This window comes from Candidatus Kuenenia sp. (assembly GCF_027493735.1).
Taxonomy (GTDB): Bacteria; Planctomycetota; Brocadiia; order Brocadiales; family Brocadiaceae; genus Kuenenia; species Kuenenia stuttgartiensis_A.
The window spans coordinates 1-19,265 of sequence record NZ_JAOSKF010000021.1 but is presented as its reverse complement, the minus strand read 5'-3'; the positions used below and the strand labels follow the sequence as shown (position 1 = coordinate 19,265).

Here is a 19,265-nt window from a genome sequence, read left to right as displayed (position 1 = left end):
CTAAAATGGGAAGGTTAAATGAATAAATTAAGTGGTCGAAGTGAAAAGCAGTTTCAATTGATATTAATCATCCTGTTATCAATAAGCTCTTTCCTGTTTATCTGCTATGTTTATTGGTTTGGCCAAACACGTTATTTTACCATTGATGAATATCAATATGGCTGCATGACTCATCTTGTTTCACAGGGAAAATTACCATATGTCGATTTTTATGAACATCATCCCCCATTTAGTCATTTTTTACACTCCCTTATACTAAAGCTTAATAACGGCAATTTTCAGGAAAAGGCGCTTCTTTTACGAAAAATATCATTTTCTTATTTGGTGTTGCTTTCTGTTTCACTGTTTTTCTATTTTTACCATGTAACTAAAAGATATTCTTATGCTTCGCTGGGCACTATTGTGCCGCTTAGTGTTGGATTTGGACTTCTTTCATCCATAGATTATAGGACAGACTGTTTCGGCGCAGTTTTTTTAACCATCTCAATACTTTGTATTGACGCAAACAGGCAATTGAAACGAAGATCACTCGCCGCCTTATCGGGTATTTTGTTTGGAATAGCGATCTTTATGTCTCAGAAATTTGTTTACTATGGAGGCATTGCGTTAATAATCCTTTTTATCAACAACCTGAATGTAAGATATCTCCGGAAGGAACACTCGCCTTGTCATTTGCCGTATCCAAAAACACTTATTATCGGGTTTGTTTCAGTTGTTGGAATTATGCTCATTCTATGCGCGTGTTTTGGACTGTTGCCAAAAATGATTCAATTAACCTTCTTTGACGCCATAAAACACGAACAAGTATACCCTGCAATACATTTCTCAGCCTATCTTCACAATTATTTAGACCAGACAAAGATTTCCACGCTTGTGCTTATCTTTTTAGCGGTATATTTTTTGATAGATCAGCGAGACCTGCTCTGGTCTGTTGTTTGTTTCTCCACTATTATTTCTGTTTTTCTGATAAAAGCCCAATATCCCTATAACTTTGTTTTCCCCTGTTTTATTTTAGGCATTTGCAGCTTGCGGGGAATGTATTGTCTGTCTCAAAAATTGTCTTTGTATAAAAACATAGCCGTAAGCAGTATCTTTTGCCTGGGCATGTTGTTTGTAATATATAACCAGGTAATTTTTACTACTGGAAAATCCAATAATACGCATCAGTTGAAATTACTCGATAAACTCGAAAAAATATCATCAGACAATGACCGTTTTATTGATAATGCAGGTGGCGCTATGTTTTTAGAACCGGCAACCTATTTTTTCCAAAATGGCCTGGCACAAATGGAAATCTATAAAAAATATTTCTCCGAACAGATTATTTCAGATTATCGCAATTCCGGCGCTCGTTTTATGATATACGATGCACGGCAAAACAATTTGCCTAAACACGTCCGGGAGTACCTGAAAAATCATTATCTTCACATGGATGGAGATCTTTATGTATATGGCTTAAAACTTGAAACCAATCCTAAAGAAACAAGTAATTGTGAATTTGAAGTAATAAATCCGGGAGAATACTACTTCTTTGATAATATGGATATCCACGCTGCAGCATCACAGAACAATGCCGATGCAAATAAATTAGCTACTCCAATTTTAGAAATACCTGATCGCTGCCAAACGGAAAAAATTTATGCTGAGTACCGCGAACTAGCATTCCCTTCGGAACTCACCGTTGAGTTAATGAGTGCCTTGAAGTATGGAATACCTGAGTGGTTGAAAATACCACCTCTGCGAGCCTAATCCTCGTAGAGAAGTTTGTGCCTATGCGCACACAATGGAGCAATCCGTATGCGTAGAAAGATAGCATATACCCGTGAGGGGTATGACGGAGTTACGAGGTACAGACGACCTTTTGGGGTGTATGAGTGTGGCGTGTTATTCCGTGCCAACTGCCATTTCTCAGCGAAGCACTGACAATGTCCTTTGTTGGAGATGGATAAACAGATTAAGTAAAACCATCTCTGGTTAATGCGTTTGAACATACATCACGAAGGGAAAAGGGGTAATCCATATGACCGGGGGAGGACTTACGTCTTGGGCAAAATTCCCTAACAGCAAGGTATAAGGAAATTCCGAAGTCCGAGCTGTATGAGATGGTGATAGACAAGCTTCTCTCACAAGTCTATCTTTGAAGTCGTCAGCATTGCTCATAATAGTTTCCGGTGTGAATCGGAAATGAAAGGGGCATAACCGTAGTGGAATTGATGAAAGTGGCAGATTGAATACGTTCAATGAGAAAAGAAACTCTTTTGCGTAGGTAAGCAGTAACAAGAGCCTCTCTTGTTTTTGCCTATGTTTGGGAGAATCCGTACCCAGGAAACACGATTGACAAGTCTATTATCCGTAATCAATCGAAAGGAATATATCGAGAGATGCTTAAGTATCATTCATTAAGAGACAAGGTGTTTAGTCTGAAAAACCTTTATGCTGCTTTCAAACACGTAAAGAAGAATAAAGGCAAAGCTGGTCTTGACAGGGTAAGTATTAAGCAATTTGAGTCCAATCTTGATGTGAATATCATGAGTATCCATCAGGAACTCAAGACTGCCATATACAACCCTGCGCCTGTCCTGCGGGTATACATCCCCAAAGGCAGGCATGACAAGAGACCTCTTGGCATTCCCATTGTTAAGGACAGGATTGTACAGCAGGCGTTCAGGCAAATCATAGAGCCAATATTTGAGAAAGGATTCTCAGATAACAGCTTTGGATTTCGCCCTGACAGATGCTGTCACGATGCTATCAAACGGCTTGAACAGTATAAGCAGGAAGGGTATACCAGCGTCCTTGATGCCGATATAATGGCATTCTATGACACCATACCCCATAAGCTTATTATGGACTCCTTACGTGAGAAAATTGCTGATGGATGGGTTTTGAACAGTATTGAGAACATGCTCAAAGCAGGGGTCATGGAGGACGGCATCGTGCACGAGACAAACAAAGGCACTCCGCAAGGAGGCGTCATTTCCCCTTTGCTTGCAAACCTTATCGGTGACATCATCGACAAGGAACTTGAAAAGGCTGGATATAAGTTTGTCCGATACGCCGATGATTTCGTTGTCATGACTAAAACAAAAGATGAACTCCCAGCCGCCCTCAGCTATGTCAAAGAAATCATTGCAGGGAAACTTGGAATGAAGCTGAGCGAGGATAAAACCAAGCTCACCAACTTCGAAAGAGGTTTCAGGTTTCTCGGATACGATTTCAAGGGCAAGTATAAGGGTATAAGCACGAAATCACTGAACAAACTCAAGAGCCTGTCCTGAGCCTGCCGAAGGAACAACATCAGAGACATCACCAGACGTACACAGGGCGTCAATCTGCAAGCCATTGTTGATACATTAAACCCTGTAATTCGTGGGCATGTCAACTATTTTCGGCTGGGCAATGTACAAAAGGTATATCGCTCATTAGACTGTTGGGTACGCATGAGACTGAGATGTTTCAAGTTCTCAAGAAAATGGAGAACAGACAACAAGCGTTTCCCTGTTCACCGATTCTTTAAAATGGGGTTACTCTCATTCGAAAGAGAATTTCTTAAGGCGTGTGCTAAAGCATGATGTTTGACTTTTCTCTGTTATAGAGCAACACGTCGGGGTCGCTAACTACGAGAAAGACGTATGGTTTAAAAAGGATGCTTTGTCACGTTGTCCAAAGTATCTGGCGACGAGTGGGGGTTGGAGGCTAATGGCCTCCAACCTACCAGCTAGTGGCAAATCCTGATGGAGAGTCCGTAAACTTTACAAATATTTTGATAAAGCGCATATTTCCACAACCGGGGACGAAATCCGTTGCTCCCTCCTGCGTCACAAAGAATAAGGAGTTCTTTTGCGCATGGATACCTCTTCCAACCAAATTCATCCAGCCAAATCTTAATTGACTCGACTGCAAATTCCGGTGTGTCATAGGACGTACCAACAATAACTGTCCCTAAATTAGTCAGCAATTCATAGATACCAAACGGACATCCAACACCAATTGCCTGAGAACGAAAATCATGGGCCAAAACTTCATTTACTATTTTTGTCCACGCCTTGCCCTCATTTCTGAAATTACCTATCAATTCCTTTTTCTTACTGTCAACACTGATTATTGGCTGACCAGAATCTTCAAAATACTTTTTTGTCTCATTAATAATTTCAAACTGTCTATTACGGTCCGGATGACGTGTCTCTGCTATCGTTTTGCGATTTACTCTCAGAGAATAATCCATGTCCTTAAGAAGCCTGCTAACTGTTGTTGCACATACGCTTACACCTCTATCACCGCATTCTTTTTTTAGAGTACGTGTGCTTCTTCTCGTCCATATTTTTCCTTTACCCATTGGGTCTCCTGCAGTATCGCCCTCCATCAATTCTTCAAGAAGTTTTACCACATCAGTTTTTTTTTAATCGAAGAACGACCTGCACCAACCTTACGTATCCGTCCCGGTGTAATGTTCTTACTCGAAAGTTCCCGACGCCCCTTGGCAATTGTTTTTACATTTATGCCGGTTAGCTGTGAAAGTCTTAAATCGCCGCCATGTCCCAGTTTCATTGATTCTAAACCAAGATAAAGCCGTTTCTGCCTTTCATCAAGTATGGAAAGAAATGTCTGCAGGCAATCCGTAACCACTTCACTCCCAAAGCCGGGAATTAATACCTTTTCTTCCTTACAAGCACACAACATGATTGACTGTTTACGTCTGGCGAGTTGATCCGTACCTAACACCTTGGAGATATACAAATATTCTCCGGCAATCTGCTCGCGCAAGACCCTTCCAGATACCACTAATTGAGTCAGTGCATTAAAGACTCGCACATGTACCAGCGTTTGAAGCTCCGAGGCAAAATAACCTTCCTGGGATTTATTAATGATGGCCTCGAGAGTATCTACAAGACTTCCTTGTTGAGAAAAATATATTTGATTGAAACTCCAAATGCCATATTTATTATAGCTTGCAAGTGTATCCAGTGTATGGTATTTGCCCGCATGGGAATAACTCGCACGATGTCCGAGCGATTTTAGCTTCCTGAAAACCGTTGCTTTTGAAGTCGTTCCCAAAGCTTCTTTGATACTGTCCAGAGTTAAAACGACATCCCTGCTGAATAGTCCCAAGAGCTTGCGATGAGAATACTTAGCTAAACGCATAATGACACCATTAGGATTAATACGCCGGATAAAATACCACTTAATCCTAATGTTATCATAATGGCTGGAGGGTGTCAATGCCTATATTTACTAGTTGTAACGGCTATTACCGTGACATACACAAAGACACTGCAACGATACTATTGGTACTATACAATACCATGTTATTTGTGGTCGCTCCCTAAGCAAAGAAATTAAGGTTCCTTCTTGTGTTGAGAAACCTACCAATGCAATTCTGGAATATTCCAAGGTGATTATTGATAAATATACAAAAGCATTTGTAACAAATTTTTTTCAACGTGATGAGTTTACTCCCTATGTTAATACTATAACAATTAGACGTTACTGGTTCTCCTCTTATAAAGGAAGTGAAGACATTGGTAATAATCTAAAAACAGAATTGAGATGCTTAGGATTTGAACCTGTTCTTTTTAAGAAACGCGGAGATCGAGAAAAAGGAGTTGATATAGCTCTAACCCGAGAAATGTTAATTAATGCATTTAACCAGAATTTTGATATTGGCTTTCTTATTACAAGCGATGAAGATTATGTTGTACTGGTTAAAGATGTTAAGCGCTATGGACAAATAGTTGGAGGCGGTTTTTTCAAAAATGGATTATCAAAGCATTTAAAAGTAGAATTTGATCATTTTATAGAGTTAAAAGTAAACACGAGTAATGACAAGAAATTTATAGATAATATTCTAAGTACAATGCATAAAAACAAACAATAACCTAAAACTACAGAGAAACCGTTTAGACGTGATGGCGGAGGTTATGGGTATACGAGGAGTCAAAAAACTACCCTGTCACCAGAATTATGGGAAAAGGTGAGTGTGGTAAATCCAAAGGCACTGGAATATATTTCGTTACACAACAAAAAGACGTGCAGCTTTTAGAAAGAGTACATAAGAAGCTATCATGTATGGAAGATCGATATATAAAAGTATATAAAGCAGATAATCAGAGATAAAGATTGAAAGAAAATGATTTCAAATATCAAAATTAGGTAATCGTATTTATCATACGATGATTTCAACTTATCTAAAAATTTGTTATAATATCTGCAAAATATTTTAGGAATAGTTAGTAAATATGAAGATATTGATATATACAGATTTTCGGTGAATGGTCTCTTACGTCCCTTAAGTTTCGTATTAATGCAGAGGAACCTTGAAATGGAGCCACCGATCCATGCAACTTAAATATCAGAAGCCATTATCTATCCGTTCGTGGGATGATATTCAGAAATACATCATACTCGGTAAAACTCATGAATCTATCATATTGGATTTTAAAAAAGAGATTCCCTTGAAAAACCCGAATAGTGCAAAAGAAACTGCCAGAGATATAGCTCAGTTTGCAAACACATGGGGAGGGTGCCTTCTTGTTGGAGTGGAAGAAATTAAGTCTCCGCAGGGGTATAAGATCGCGGGTGAGTTTTGTGGTGTTGAAGACTCCGAATCTCTAAAGAAGTTTCTCCATAATAAGGTGGTAAATTACCTGTATCCGTCAACTATCAGCTTTCAAGACGTTATCATTTCTGGTAATACATCCCTTCCTCTCAAGCGCCAAAATGGTGACACTTATCTCACACCTTTTTTATTCCCTAGTTAGGGTTTAAGTTTCAAACTCTTACGTGTTTGCAACCTGAACCCTTGATTTAGTTTATTTCAAAAATATTTCACCTTGTAAAATATTTGTTATTTTAGATTGAAAATGGCGTAAATCTGAAATCCTAAACCGTAATTTGTAAAATGCCGCAGGGTTTATCTGAGAGCAATTACTCGAAACAAAGGTGTTCTTATAGGCCCGAAAGGCCGTAAGGATATAGCAGAGGGTGAAGCCCTCTGAAAAAAGAGAAAAAAATATCAAGCCACGAAGGGACGAAAGAAAAAGATGTTTTGTTTTGGCTGATACCTTCACATTTCTCGGAATGCATTTTGTGGTTAGCACCAAAATGGCAGAATGGATATGGGGCTTTTTCCGTGAGAAAATCATCGGAAGAGGCAATAGTTCAACATATTCGAAGCCAACACGATCACCATCGTAAAAAATCTTTTCAACTTGAATTTAAAGAGCAAGAACGGAGGCAGACTATGAGCAAAAAAGAATTACTTATACGTGAAATTGAACAAGTTCCAGAACCTTTTCTTGATGAGGTATTAGATTTTGTCCATTTTCTAAAGACAAAGATACTCAGGGAAAAGCTCGATATCACTATTGTGAGTGAATCTTCTCTTAAAAAAGATTGGCTAAGACCAGAGGAAGACGAGGCATGGCAAAGTTTGTAAAAGGTGATGTCGTTGTTGTTCCTTTTCCCTTCTCCGATCTATAGCCAAATAAATATGATTTTAGAAATTTGGCGATAAAATGGCTTTCTGAAAAATAGATTTATTTGACTAAGCATACTATCAAACACACCCCTAAATCCCCTCTTGATAGAGGGGACTTCTCATCTCCCCTCTAAAAAGAGGGGCCGGGGGGGTGTAAATTTTTCGAAAACCTTATTTGTTTGACTATATCACAATCCCAAAGACGGCCTGCTTTAGTAATTGCAACCTTAGAAGGAGATGATGTAATTCTCTGTCAGATAACAAGCAAAACCATAAAAGACAATTATTCTATTTCCATTGATGATAGAGATTTCGAGACAGGGAGCCTCAAACAACCAAGTAACATAAGACCTAATCGGTTATTTACCGCAGATAGTCATATTATCTTGTACCGCATTGGCAATCTTACTAAAATAAAAATTAATGCGATTATCGGTAAAGTTATTGAAATAATTCGTAAGTAAAAGAACAACTTCGTGAGGGTTCGGGTTTACGTTTTTTTAGTTACATTATACATCTTTCTGAAACCTTATTTGTTTGACTATTTGATTCGATGGTATCTATTCAAAATGTGACAAAAACCTATAAGAGGGGAAACGAGGTAATAAGTGTATTAAAAGACATTTCCCTGAATATCGGACAAGGCGAATATTTAGCGCTTATGGGGCCTTCAGGTTCGGGGAAAAGCACGCTCCTGAACCTTATTGCCGGACTTGATCGTGCAGACGCCGGTTCGATAGAAGTGGACGGCATAGATATCGCCATATTATCAGAATCCGAACTCGCGCGGTGGCGTGCTACTAATGTGGGGTTTATCTTCCAGTTTTACAATCTCATTCCAGTTCTTACGGCATATGAAAATGTTGAATTGCCCCTTATCCTCACCAGCCTTTCCGGCAGAGAACGAAAAGAACATGTGTATACCGCTTTAAAAGCCGTAAATATGGAAGACCGGCTGTGGCATTATCCTTCCCAACTATCCGGAGGACAACAACAGAGGGTTGCGATTGCGAGGGCAATAGTAACAGACCCGGCGATACTTGTCGCCGATGAACCGACCGGAGACCTGGACAGGGTTTCTGCGGAAATAGTGCTTGAGCTTATGGATCGTTTAAACAAGGATATGGGGAAAACCATTATCGTGGTAACCCATGATCCCTGGGCGGGAAACAGGGCGCATAGCATGAAGCATCTTGACAAGGGAGTTTTGAGCAATGATGATCAAGATTCTCATTCGTAACGCCTTCAGGCATAAACTCCGCAGTGTTTTAACCATAGCGGGCATAGCAATCGCCGTGTTAGCCTATGGATTACTTCACACTGTAATTGACGCATGGTATGCCGGGGTTGCAGCTTCATCTGCAAACCGGCTGGTCACGAGGAATTCAATATCACTTGTTTTCCGTCTACCGCTTTCCTATCGCGAAAAAATCCGCTCTGCCGATGGCGTCAAAATAGTTTCCTATGGCAATTGGTTTGGCGGATATTATAAAGATGAAAAAGACTTTTTCGCAAACTTCGCCGTGGAACCCACCTCATATCTTAAACTCTATCCCGAATACAAAATACCTGAAAATGAAACGACATCGTTTCTTAAAAACAGAAAAGGCTGCCTTGTTGGGAAGAAATTGGCCGACAGATTTGGGTGGGCAGTTGGGGATAGTATTACATTGGTCAGTGCCATTTACCCCGGGAAATGGGAATTTGTCTTAAGCGCCGTTTATGAAGGGAAACATAAAAATGTGGACGAGACCATGTTCTTCTTCCATTGGGATTATTTTAATGAAACAATGAAAAAGGTGAGACCCTTTTCAGCGGATAATGTAGGATTTTATATTATTGGCATCGATAGACCTGAAAACGCCGCCGGCATTGCAGAGGCTATTGATGCTATGTTTAAAAATTCACTGGCGGAAACGCTTACCGAAACTGAAAAGGCATTTCAACTCGGATTTGTTGCCATGAGCGAAGCCATCCTTAAAGCGGTTCAACTGGTTTCGTTTGTGATTATTGTGATTATTCTCATCGTTGTCGCAAACACGATGGTAATGTCTGTACGTGAACGCACTGCGGAGTATGCGATATTTAAAACCATAGGTTTTTCAGGCGGATATATTGCTGCGCTTATCATTGGAGAGTCTATGATGATTACGCTAATCGGAGGGATACTGGGCATATCTGCAACATATCCGGCGGCTATCGCATTTTCAAATGCCGTAGGGACTTATTTCCCGGTATTTAATATCACCGGAAAAACTATTTTTATGGATGCGGTTGTTATCATAATCGTAGGTCTATCTGCCGGCATACTTCCTGCATGGAGGGCAATGAGTGTGCGAATATCCGAAGGGCTGAGAAAGATAGGGTGAGATGAGACTCCTTTTTTTTTATAGTTTTCGGAATTTATTGACCCGCCGGGTGACTACCGCGCTAACTGCATCAGGCATGGCGCTGGTTGTATTCGTCTTTGCCGCAATTATTATGCTCGCCGAAGGACTGCAAAAAACCCTTATCGAAACAGGGTCATACAATAATATCGTTGTGCTTAGAAAGTCCTCGTCTACAGAGGTGCAAAGCATCATCGAAAGATATCAGGCGTCTATTATTGAAACGCAGCCGGAAGTGGCATTGGATGAAAACGGGCGCAGAATGTTTGCAAAAGAACTGGTGGTTTTAATTACTCTTCAAAAAAAAGGAAGCAGCAGTTCTGCAAATGTTGTTATCCGTGGGATTGGCAATGCCTCCGTTGATATGCGGCCTCAGGTAAAACTTTCGGCGGGTAGGCTGCCTCTTATGGGAACATCAGAAATAATGACAGGGAATAGCGTGGCAAAACGGTTTAAAAATGCAGGGCTGGGCGATTCGATATTTTTTGCAATGAGGCCATGGAAGGTTGTGGGGATTTTTGACGCGGGCGATACCGGGTTCAGTTCTGAAATATGGGGAGACGCCGATCAGTTTATGCAGGCTTTTCGAAGAAACGCATATTCATCCCTTATTTTTCGCGCGGAGGACGATGCTTCCTTGCAGAAATTACAACGCCGTATTGAAAACGATCCGCGGTTGACCTTTGATGCGATGATTGAAGTAGATTATTACAAAAAACAGTCCGAGATGATGGCAAAGTTTTTAAGAATATTGGGTATTTCACTTACCGCGATATTTTCAATCGGGGCGGTAATTGGCGCAATGGTTACCATGTACTCGGCAGTAGCGAACCGCACTTCAGAAATAGGCACATTGCGTGCGTTGGGTTTTAGCAGGGTGAATATCCTTCTGGCGTTTCTGTTGGAATCGATTATTCTTGGTTTTTTAGGGGGATGTACCGGATTGTTTTTTGCTTCCGTGCTGCAGTTTATCAGTGTATCTACAACCAATTTTCAGACATTTTCAGAACTCGCCTTCCGCTTCAGGCTTAGTCCGGGAATCATTCTCAAGGCAATGGCATTTGCGCTCCTTATGGGATTTTTCGGCGGCATACTGCCTGCATTTCGCGCATCACGCATGAACATAGTGGAGTCCCTGAGAGAGGTATGAATCATACTTTGACAGCCCGCAATTTGTGATTGAATAACAAATGGCATATTCCCAGGTTTAGGTCTTACAAAAAAAACAAAACATCGCTTTGAAAAACATATCTCCAAATGGATACCCCCGTTTGCGTGTATTGACAAATTTAATAAATAGTAAATAATAGATGTCGTAATGTGCCCTCCTGAAGAAAAGCATGTTGTGTTGGAGAAAAACGACATAGCATAAATTTTTAGCGGTGAATTAAAAAAGAGCTGTGGGCAAAAGCCGCAAAACAAACCCGCCCATGGGTATTTGTTTATGGCAAGGCACATGTTTAATCAAATGGGAAGAAGGTGTTTAAAATTTAACCCCGAAGGAGGTGTAGAATGGTAGAAAACAATTTGCATAAATACGAAGCACCAAAAATAGAAACATATACGGATGAGGAACTTTTGGAGAAACTGGGACCAGCCCATACGCATTATGGTTGTCGTAGGAACGGCTAACCTTGTTGCGTTAGACCTACTGGTTATACACGTTGTACGAGGTAAGTAGTAAGAAGTATCGGGCGGATGTTTACCGTCTGTCCTTACAAATTTTGTTTAAAATAAAGACCCACAGCTCTTATAATATTTATAGCACCATTTTTATTTCAGATGAAAGAACATGTACGCGGCAGTCGCAAACCGCACTTCAGAAATTAGCACATTGCGTGCGTTGGGTTTTGGCAGGGTAAACATCCTTATGGCATTTCTTTTGGAATCGTTTATTCTTGGTTTTTTAGGGGGATGTACCGGATTGTCTTTTGCTTCCGTGCTGCAATTTATCAGTGTATCGACAACCAATTCCCAGACATTTTCAGAACTCGCCTTCCGCTTCAGGCTTAGTCATGGAATCTTTCTCAAGGCAATGGCATTTGCGCTCCTTATGGGATTTCTTGGGGGCATACTGCCTGCATTTCGCGCATCACGCATGAACACCGTGGAGTCCCTGCGAGATTTATGAATCATACTTTGGAGGCTCGCAATTTGCGATTGAATAACAAAGGGTGCATTTCCAGGTTAAGGTCTTAGGGGCAGTCAGATAATAACATGTACAACTTTGGATTGAAATATATTCTGGAATCGGCTAAAAAGTTTTTATGTCTACCGAAAAACTTAAAGAAAAAATCAATGATATTTTACCCTTTTTAAATGAAAGACAAAAGAGAATCTTTTTAGGGGCAGAAGCAAAATCTATTGGCTATGGTGGAATTTCTAAAATCGCAAGACTTGCAGGCGTATCCAGGCCTACTATCCATCAGGGGATATCTGATTTAGAGAGTGGAGGGAATAATGCCAGTGAGAGTGTGAGAGTTTCTGGTGGCGACCCTAAACCCAAACATGCTCAAAACAAAAAATTATTAAAAACAATTGAGTCGTTAATTGAAGATTCTACCCGAGGGGACCCAATGTCTCCACTGAAATGGACCTCTAAAAGTACGCGTCATTTATCCGAGGAGCTTTATAAAAAAGGATATGGAGTTTCTTACGAAACAATTCGAGTCATTCTTAAACAACTTGGGTATAGTCTTCAAGGTAATGATAAATCTTTGGAAGATTCTCATCCTGATCGTGATGCACAATTCAAGTATATCACCATGCAGGTAAAAAAGTTTTTAAAAGACAATCTTCCTGTTATTTCTGTTGACACTAAAAAGAAGGAATTGCTGGGAAACTATGCAAACAAAGGGCAAGAATGGCGGAAAAAAGGTTCTCCCCGAAAAGTTAATGGTCGAGATTTCCCTGATCCCAAAGGAAAAGAAATAGGCATCCCCTATGGCATCTATGATCAGGGTAAAATTTAGGAGTGGGTCAATGTCGGATGCGATCATGATACCTCAGATTTTGCAGTACAAAGCATTCATAGGTGGTGGACTTATATGGGAAGAAAGATTTATCCTGATGCAAAAAAGCTGTTGATATGTGCAGATAGTGGTGGCAGTAACGGCTATAGAGTTCGCCTATGGAAAATCAAACTACAAGAATTTGCAAATAAATCAGGCATGGAAATTACAGTATGCCATTTTCCTAAAGGAACAAGTAAATGGAACAAAATTGAACATAGACTTTTTTCTCATATTAGCATGAATTGGAAAGGCCATCCGCTGACCAGCCATGATGTTATGGTTAATTTAATTGGCGCAACAAAAACAAAAACCGGATTGAAGGTTGGAGTTAAAATTGACAAAAGGAAATATCCAACAGGGATAAAGGTTTCCGATCAGGAAATGGAAAAGATTAATATTGGAAAGCATAATTTCCATGGAGATTGGAATTATACAATTTCAAAAAATTGAGTCATTCACACCTTGTTATCCCATGCCATAGTTGTAAAAGTTATTATCTGACAACCCCTAATTGTACATTGTAGCACAAGCATCCTGCTTGTGGCATTTTACCCTCAAACTGGATACTTGTGTTACTATTCTTTCTCTCCCCCTTCCTGTTAATGATATTTTTACAAAAAATCGGGAATGCTCCCGTACGAAGGTACGAAGTTACGAAGGTACGAAAGATGCACTTGTTTAGAATTTCAAATCATTTTATCATTAGAATTTGTTTCGGATTTCGGATTTCGGATTTCGTGTTTCACCGTTACCGTAAATTATTTTAACATATATCCTCATAGTCACTTAATCATTGTCTATATTTATATTTTTATTGCTCTGTATGTACGTGTTTGATACAATTGCAAAACTTTTTGTAAATAATGGCAGATGCGTTCTCTTTTTAGTATAGAAAAGGAGTTGTTGAGATGGGACTTTTTTTGGGAAAAATCATAGGTCTCTATGAAATTGTTTTGATTATTAGAATCGTACTTTCCTGGGTACCGCATAATCCCTATAACCAGGCAATACAGTTTTTGTATAAAATCACTGACCCCGTATTGAATCCGGTGCGCAGATACATTCCGACGTTCAGAGGCATTGACTTCTCCCCTATCGTGGTATTCATCGGATTAGGGATTGTTAAAAGAATTATTATGGAGATGTTTTGAGGGGTATGCATTATCCCTGTCCGGGAGACAGAGGTTTTAGGCAAACAAAAAGAGATTGAAACCACAGATTGTACCGGTTCATCGTCCAAAATCTGTGGAATCTGTAGTTTCAGTAATTTCTTCTAAAATCTGACTCCTTTGTTAAAGAGAAATTCTCTGTAAAGATATAAATATCCTCTAATTTCGCTTGGAATCTCACCCTCTTCTAATCAATCCTTCTGGAAAATAAACAAAGAATTTTTTTAAGATGTTACCTGACCTGAACAAACTGAAAGTGAAATACAGGGTAAGGCGTTAGACAGGGAAGATACATTCATCATTCGTTAAATGTCATACTATTTTGTGTTCTGTTTTTCTATGATAACCGCTCCAAAAAATAAAATTATTATTTTTGATGTTGACGGAGTCCTTTTCAGAGGACATTTTCTTCTTCATTTATCAAGACGTCTTGGTCTTTTACTTTCTATCCGCACGTTCTTGTTATGCATATTGTTCAACATCGGCAAATTACCCTTCCATACCTTTATAAAAAGGGTATACCGTTCCTTTCGCAATATTCCGCTTGAACAGGCAAGGAAAGTATACGAAGAGATACCTCTTATCCAGAATGCGAAAGAAACAATTGAAATATTGCGGGGGCATGGTTATTTGGTGTTTTTAATAAGCAGCGGTGTTCCTGATGTATTTGTTAAAGACCTTGCAGCAAGGGTATCTGCAAACAATGGATATGGTATTACCGTTGGCATTGACAACGGCGCATTAACAGGGGAAATATACGGACAGCTTATTATGCCCGAGGGAAAGGTAAACATCATTGAAAGTGAATTGCAACACTATGATCTTTCATGGCATGATGTAATTGTACTGGTAGATGACCGCAATAATTCAGACATTTTGCAAAAATCGAATATAGGCATAGGAGTAAACGCTCAGTATTCAATCCGCAGGCAGGCAGATTATTTAATTGATAACAACAACCTGTCTGAACTGTTGGATATTCTGGATATAGCAGATGCAAACACATACAAGGCCCTCTTTTCAGGGATGCGTAAACAATTTGAGCATTCATGGTACCAGGAAATACGCAGAAAACTTTTACACATCATAATTGCACTTGTACCTGTTTTTTCCCAATATATCTTTATAACCACCCTATCGGTGCTTTTTTCCATAGTAGTTTTCTATTTGATTTCAGAGTTTTTGAGGGTCAACGGGCTTTCTTTTCCCCTGTTAGGCCTTGTTACGAAATCAAGTATACGTAAACGGGAGGAACGCGGCATTGCTTTTGGACCTATCACCTTAATATTGGGCGCAGCTTTTTCCATATTGATTTTCCCAAAAGAAATAGCAAGCGCTGTTATATGGATCGTCGCCTTTTCCGATGCTGCCGCAACTCTGGTGGGGAAAAGTATCGGGAAAATCAGGATACCTTATAACAGGCAAAAAAGTGTAGAAGGGTCTTTGGCGGCGCTGGCTGTTGCCATAATTTGCGGATGCATCTTCCTTCCTATTGCGCCAGCCTTAATTGCCGCCTTTGTTGCATGCTTTATTGAATCATTACCGCTAAGGGCAGCAGATAATTTACTGATGCCTGTTGGCGCCGGATTGATATTATTGTGTTTTTGAAATCCTGAAACATACATCTATGTACATTAGAAAGCCCGAATTGGTTGCCCCTGCAGGCGATATGGAGAAACTTAAAACAGCCATTGAATATGGCGCTGACTCTGTATACATTGGCGCAGAAGGTTTTAATCTTCGGATGGGCGCGGAAAATCTTACTATGCAGGAAATTCGAAATGCCGTTGATTATGTTCATGAAAAAGAGAAAAAAATATACGTTGCGCTCAATATTTATGCACGGAATTATCATATTCGCCGCATTGTCTCTTGCGTGAAAGCACTTGCGGAGATACCGGTAGATGCGGTAATCGTGTCTGATCCGGGAATTTTATTAACGATAAAAGAAATAGCTCCTCACATAAAAATCCATCTTAGCACACAGGCAAACACCACAAACTTTAAATCACTCGAATTTTGGCGTCAACAAGGTATAAAAAGAGCCGTCCTTGCCCGTGAATTAACACTTGGAGAAATTGAAGAAATTATTGCCAATACCGCAGTAGAGACCGAAGTATTTGTACATGGTGCTATGTGTATGGCGTATTCAGGGCGTTGTTTATTAAGCAGCTATATGTCAAACCGGCATGCAAATTTAGGCGATTGTTCGCATTCCTGCCGTTGGAAATATGTGCTGAAGGAAGAAAACCGGCCTGGGGAAACATTTCCTATTATTCAGGATGAAACAGGCACTTACATTTTAAGTTCAAAGGATTTATGCATGCTTGAATATATTCCAGAATTAGTGTCCGCAGGTATTACTGCATGGAAGATTGAAGGACGCATGAAGAGCCAATACTATGTAGCCTCCGTAACAAGAATCTATCGCGAGGCATTGGACCGTTATTTTTCTGACCCTGAAAATTACGTAATTGATGAGCAATGGTTATCTGAACTGGAAAAGACGAGTCATCGTGAATTTGGCACCGGATTCTTTCTGGGATATCGTGAAAATAATCCGCAAGTCAGCCACCAGGACCATGCCTATATTAAAGAATATGAATTCCTGGGGATTATTAATAATGTATCTAATGATAACATCGCAGAAATATTAGTAAAAAATACCATTAAGGAAAATATCCCTATCGAAATAATGGGCAAGAAATTAAAGGACGATTTTGAAGAGCCGTACCTGAAGATGAGGAATGAATTGAATGAACCAATAAAAATAGCGAATGCCGGACAGAAAATATTCGCAAAATTATCGCAGCCCGTTCATAAATATTTTATACTAAGAAAATGTGGTTAATTTAAAATCTAAATCGTTCCCGTGGCGGCTGGAGTTCCCCCCATGCCGCCTCTGAATTAAATGTAATATGATAGTAATCAACGTTTATTTTCTACATTTTTATTAAAAGAGAAAGAATATTAGAAATGAACCAAAAAATAGCCCTACTCCTTGTTTTATTAATAGTCTTTACTGGATGCAGCAGCAGTTCGAAAGAATATTTAAATAATCTATCGCCCTTTAAAAGCGAGGGGAAAACGCTCGAACCAAAGAAAGGCGCAAAGGTTACTGAGGCAGACAAATATGAACAAATATTTGTCTGTTCCGGAGACATTAACGTTGCCTATCAAAATATGGGGCAGGTGAGCCTTGGTGAGTATGGGTTTTCAGGGCATGATGTCCTGGCAAAAAAAATAAAAGAGAAGGCATTTCTGGTTGGAGTACAGGCGGTAATAAATGTGCAATATGATACAGGATACGCAAAAACCTACCGGTCTTACGGAGAACTTGGCGGCACTGATTATGGTGTAAATAAGACATCGTGGGTGAAGGGGACAGGCATTGTTCTTATAGAAAAACATGATCCCATTGGTTTAATTGTATGCAGCCTGACCAGGGAAAACAAAGAATGGTTTCGGTTTAAACCTAGTCAAAGCGGCGTTCTGGTTGTCAGCGTTCTTGAAGGAAGTGTTGCTGCAAAAGCGGGGATTAAAACGGAGGATCTCATTATGGACTGGAACGGAGAAAAAATTACGACGAAAAAACAATTTGCCATGTTAACGGAAACTTCCGCCAACAAAGAAGCAAAACTTACTATACTGCGTTCAGATGGCATTATTGTTGTTACTTTGCGTATTCCTGAACACGATTCTACCATTAATACTTCGCAGGTATCTGAACCATTGCGTAAGGAGATCGCTTCAACCCCGGTAACTGCCCCGCACAAACCGCCTATAAGAAAATCTGAATTAAAGTCCGCAGAGGTACACAATGAGATTGGCGACCTTTTACTGCGAAAGGGAATGTATCAGGAAGCAATGGAAGAATACAAAAAAGCTGTTGAAGCCGACCCATATAAAGCGCTCTCTCATTTTAATCTGAGCATCGCATATGAAAAGCTGGGTTTAAAAAGGGAAGCGGATGAGGAGTTTGCCCTTTATAAAAAATTAAAGGTGCAAAAAAATTGAATTGATATCATGAAATAAAAAATATGAAGAAATTACTGGTAAGTACTAATAACCATTTTTGTTGTAAAAAATATATGCCTTTCATTTTATTAAAAAGCATTTTTCTCTTTTTTTTAACGATATCCTCTTTTTGCCTGCTAAAAGAATCCTTTGGCGAGAATCTACTCAAAAATGGCGATTTTGAAACCGGCAATACTTCGGGCTGGATATGTTGGGAAACATTTCCATGGGACGGCGATGGCATTCCGGTGAAACATCCAGCAAGAGTAGATATTCATGTTCCGGGGACAATAGGAGTTCCCACACCACCGGCAATAAGCGGTTTATACGCTTTAACACAAGAGGTAACCGCTGAAGGAACAGCCCGCGGCGGTATTTATCAGGAACTGAATATCAATGCACATTCTACCTATGTGCTGACGGGTAGCATGGCATTCTACGGTGATAATATTGGAGATATTACTATTATAGGCTTACTTGACGGGCAGTGGAACCCTGTAAATACTTCAACCACTCCTTTTAAATTTTATATTGGCGGCGACACGGTTTCTTCATGGACTAAATTTTCACTCTCAATTATTCCGTCAAAAAATATTATTACCGTATTTACCGAAACATGCCAGGATTGGGGATATGGGTATGTGGCAGGCTGGTATGACAATCTCTCCTTACAATTTGTCTACGAAAACAGCAAACCTTTCTCATCGGAAAAAACTCCGCCAGAAGTCCAGAAGTAATAATAAAATCCAATCCAATCCAATCAGAAAATTCAATAGCATTTAACATCCTGAAATAAGACAATGAGTAATGATTAGTAACACTTTAGTTCTATGAAAAATAAAAAATGCTTGTTCCCATCACGGCGCTGTCAAAGTTTTCCATAAGCGCATAATATACAAAGATATGTAAAAAAACGTGGACATTCCCCCTAAAATATTTTATATTATAGGGCATGAACCAGCATACAACACCAATCGATAACACACACAATGAACTACTTTGTTCAATTACCGTTCGTCCTGTTTCACAAAACGACCAGGCAAATTGGGACATACTGATGCGCCAGCATCATTACCTTGTATTTCATTCTCTCGTAGGAGAATCAATTCGCTACGTAGCGGAATCACAGGGACAATGGCTTGCCTTGATCGGCTGGGCTGCCGCAGCATTAAAATGTACCGTTCGCGATAAGTGGATTGGA

General features: G+C 39.7%; 17 protein-coding genes and 1 pseudogene. 16 read left to right on the top strand and 2 right to left on the bottom strand.

What is annotated here, in order from left to right; all coding sequences use genetic code 11:
• Positions 1-18 precede the first annotated feature (18 nt).
• Both M5U24_RS14030 and ltrA read left to right on the top strand, forming a co-directional pair.
• Positions 19-1,749, top strand: a complete 1,731-nt coding sequence (locus M5U24_RS14030; protein ID WP_099325840.1) for a hypothetical protein — start codon at positions 19-21, stop codon at positions 1,747-1,749.
• 632 nt (positions 1,750-2,381) lie between these two features.
• On the top strand, positions 2,382-3,278 hold the full coding sequence (ltrA, locus tag M5U24_RS14025) for a group II intron reverse transcriptase/maturase (RefSeq protein ID WP_099323530.1): 897 nt from the start codon (positions 2,382-2,384) through the stop codon (positions 3,276-3,278).
• Positions 3,279-3,718: 440 nt separating this feature from the next.
• Here the strand turns inward: ltrA and M5U24_RS14020 are convergent, their stop codons facing one another.
• Entirely contained in the window at positions 3,719-4,387 is a 669-nt protein-coding gene (locus M5U24_RS14020) for an ISAzo13 family transposase (RefSeq protein WP_099325838.1), read from the bottom strand.
• A complete protein-coding gene (locus M5U24_RS14015) occupies positions 4,381-5,142 on the bottom strand; it encodes a hypothetical protein (RefSeq protein ID WP_099325837.1) in 762 nt (253 codons plus the stop codon). Before M5U24_RS14015 ends, M5U24_RS14020 begins: the two co-directional genes overlap by 7 nt.
• Before the next feature lie 250 nt (positions 5,143-5,392).
• On the opposite strand from M5U24_RS14015, the gene M5U24_RS14010 reads away from it, so the two are divergent.
• The 14 genes and pseudogenes from M5U24_RS14010 to M5U24_RS13945 all read left to right on the top strand — a co-directional run.
• Positions 5,393-5,875, top strand: a complete 483-nt coding sequence (locus tag M5U24_RS14010) for an NYN domain-containing protein (RefSeq protein ID WP_157820616.1) — start codon at positions 5,393-5,395, stop codon at positions 5,873-5,875.
• Positions 5,876-6,335: 460 nt separating this feature from the next.
• Positions 6,336-6,758: an ATP-binding protein gene (locus M5U24_RS14005; RefSeq protein ID WP_099325835.1), complete on the top strand. Its 423-nt coding sequence runs from the start codon at positions 6,336-6,338 to the stop codon at positions 6,756-6,758.
• Between the two features lie 482 nt (positions 6,759-7,240).
• A complete protein-coding gene (locus M5U24_RS14000) occupies positions 7,241-7,435 on the top strand; it encodes a DUF2281 domain-containing protein (protein ID WP_099327069.1) in 195 nt (64 codons plus the stop codon).
• A gap of 595 nt (positions 7,436-8,030) precedes the next feature.
• Positions 8,031-8,717 (top strand): ABC transporter ATP-binding protein, encoded by a 687-nt coding sequence (locus tag M5U24_RS13995; protein WP_099325833.1) that lies wholly within the window; start codon positions 8,031-8,033, stop codon positions 8,715-8,717.
• A complete protein-coding gene (locus M5U24_RS13990; protein WP_099325832.1) occupies positions 8,692-9,846 on the top strand; it encodes an FtsX-like permease family protein in 1,155 nt (384 codons plus the stop codon). The genes M5U24_RS13995 and M5U24_RS13990 overlap by 26 nt, the downstream gene beginning before the upstream one ends.
• Before the next feature lies 1 nt (position 9,847).
• Complete coding sequence (locus tag M5U24_RS13985) at positions 9,848-11,014, top strand: ABC transporter permease (protein ID WP_099325831.1); 1,167 nt, start codon at positions 9,848-9,850, stop codon at positions 11,012-11,014.
• Positions 11,015-11,656: 642 nt separating this feature from the next.
• Positions 11,657-11,995 carry an ABC transporter permease gene (locus M5U24_RS13980; protein ID WP_099325830.1) on the top strand — a complete coding sequence of 113 codons (339 nt, stop codon included), beginning with the start codon at positions 11,657-11,659 and terminating at the stop codon, positions 11,993-11,995.
• Between the two features lie 136 nt (positions 11,996-12,131).
• Positions 12,132-13,328: pseudogene (locus tag M5U24_RS13975) on the top strand (ISAzo13 family transposase).
• 458 nt (positions 13,329-13,786) lie between these two features.
• Positions 13,787-14,029 (top strand): YggT family protein, encoded by a 243-nt coding sequence (locus M5U24_RS13970; protein ID WP_099326870.1) that lies wholly within the window; start codon positions 13,787-13,789, stop codon positions 14,027-14,029.
• 357 nt (positions 14,030-14,386) lie between these two features.
• The gene (locus M5U24_RS13965) at positions 14,387-15,655 is read left to right on the top strand and encodes a haloacid dehalogenase-like hydrolase (RefSeq protein WP_157820775.1); all 1,269 of its coding nucleotides are present in this window, start codon (positions 14,387-14,389) and stop codon (positions 15,653-15,655) included.
• A 19-nt stretch (positions 15,656-15,674) separates the two neighbouring features.
• Positions 15,675-16,898, top strand: coding sequence for a U32 family peptidase (locus M5U24_RS13960; protein WP_099326872.1), 1,224 nt, complete (start codon positions 15,675-15,677; stop codon positions 16,896-16,898).
• Between the two features lie 125 nt (positions 16,899-17,023).
• On the top strand, positions 17,024-18,064 hold the full coding sequence (locus tag M5U24_RS13955) for a PDZ domain-containing protein (protein WP_099326873.1): 1,041 nt from the start codon (positions 17,024-17,026) through the stop codon (positions 18,062-18,064).
• Between the two features lie 23 nt (positions 18,065-18,087).
• Positions 18,088-18,801, top strand: a complete 714-nt coding sequence (locus M5U24_RS13950; protein WP_099326874.1) for a hypothetical protein — start codon at positions 18,088-18,090, stop codon at positions 18,799-18,801.
• Between the two features lie 215 nt (positions 18,802-19,016).
• Positions 19,017-19,265 (top strand): Druantia anti-phage system protein DruA (locus M5U24_RS13945; protein WP_298202752.1); only part of this gene is annotated, 249 nt, incomplete at its 3' end.

Excerpts from the sequence above, each read along its gene's own strand:
- M5U24_RS14030 (WP_099325840.1), top strand. The coding sequence starts at position 19 with ATGAATAAATTAAGTGGTCGAAGTGAAAAGCAGTTTCAATTGATATTA.
- ltrA (WP_099323530.1), top strand. The coding sequence starts at position 2,382 with ATGCTTAAGTATCATTCATTAAGAGACAAGGTGTTTAGTCTGAAAAAC.
- M5U24_RS14015 (WP_099325837.1), bottom strand. The coding sequence starts at position 5,142 with ATGCGTTTAGCTAAGTATTCTCATCGCAAGCTCTTGGGACTATTCAGC.
- M5U24_RS14005 (WP_099325835.1), top strand. The coding sequence starts at position 6,336 with ATGCAACTTAAATATCAGAAGCCATTATCTATCCGTTCGTGGGATGAT.
- M5U24_RS14000 (WP_099327069.1), top strand. The coding sequence starts at position 7,241 with ATGAGCAAAAAAGAATTACTTATACGTGAAATTGAACAAGTTCCAGAA.
- M5U24_RS13995 (WP_099325833.1), top strand. The coding sequence starts at position 8,031 with ATGGTATCTATTCAAAATGTGACAAAAACCTATAAGAGGGGAAACGAG.
- M5U24_RS13990 (WP_099325832.1), top strand. The coding sequence starts at position 8,692 with ATGATGATCAAGATTCTCATTCGTAACGCCTTCAGGCATAAACTCCGC.
- M5U24_RS13985 (WP_099325831.1), top strand. The coding sequence starts at position 9,848 with ATGAGACTCCTTTTTTTTTATAGTTTTCGGAATTTATTGACCCGCCGG.
- M5U24_RS13980 (WP_099325830.1), top strand. The coding sequence starts at position 11,657 with ATGTACGCGGCAGTCGCAAACCGCACTTCAGAAATTAGCACATTGCGT.
- M5U24_RS13970 (WP_099326870.1), top strand. The coding sequence starts at position 13,787 with ATGGGACTTTTTTTGGGAAAAATCATAGGTCTCTATGAAATTGTTTTG.
- M5U24_RS13965 (WP_157820775.1), top strand. The coding sequence starts at position 14,387 with ATGATAACCGCTCCAAAAAATAAAATTATTATTTTTGATGTTGACGGA.
- M5U24_RS13960 (WP_099326872.1), top strand. The coding sequence starts at position 15,675 with ATGTACATTAGAAAGCCCGAATTGGTTGCCCCTGCAGGCGATATGGAG.
- M5U24_RS13955 (WP_099326873.1), top strand. The coding sequence starts at position 17,024 with ATGAACCAAAAAATAGCCCTACTCCTTGTTTTATTAATAGTCTTTACT.
- M5U24_RS13950 (WP_099326874.1), top strand. The coding sequence starts at position 18,088 with ATGAAGAAATTACTGGTAAGTACTAATAACCATTTTTGTTGTAAAAAA.